The organism is Escherichia sp. MOD1-EC6162, assembly GCF_002965125.1.
In the GTDB taxonomy this organism is placed as follows: Bacteria; Pseudomonadota; Gammaproteobacteria; order Enterobacterales; family Enterobacteriaceae; genus Escherichia; species Escherichia marmotae.
This window is the reverse complement of sequence record NZ_PTSB01000092.1, coordinates 1-510: the sequence shown is the minus strand read 5'-3', so window position 1 is coordinate 510 and position 510 is coordinate 1. Positions and strand designations below refer to the sequence as shown.

The following is a 510-nucleotide window of genomic DNA, read 5'->3' as shown; positions in this document are numbered from 1 at the left end:
AACAGCAGCGTCCGTGCATCCGTCTGTATTACGAACTGGCGGCGCATCCCCGGCGGGTGACACAGATTTATCAGCATTTCCCTGATACTGCACCTTTACTGCTGCGTCGTTACAACTATGACGAGGCCGGCCACCTGAACGGCGTGTACGACAGCACGGGGCACCTGTTGCGTGAGTTTGCTTACGACGAACACCACTGCATGACGCTGCACCGCCAGCCCGGCGGCGAAGGATATTATTACCAGTGGGGCTGGTATGAAGGGCCGGATGATTCAGCCTGGCGCGTGACGGGCCACCATACCGACAGTGGCGCACGATACCGTCTGGACTGGCGGATGGCTGAACGTGTGGTATGCGTGACAGACGGGGCGGGCCGGACACGCTTTCATCAGTGGGATGCGCAGAATCAGGTGACGGCGTACCAGGACGAAGCCGGGCAGGTGATGACGTTCCGCTGGAGCGACGAAGAACGACTGCTGCTGGGGATGACCGACGCTCAGGGCGGCAAAT

General features: G+C 60.6%; 1 pseudogene. It reads left to right on the top strand.

The features are described from left to right. Positions 1-510: pseudogene (locus tag A9587_RS24305) on the top strand (type IV secretion protein Rhs); the annotation flags it as partial.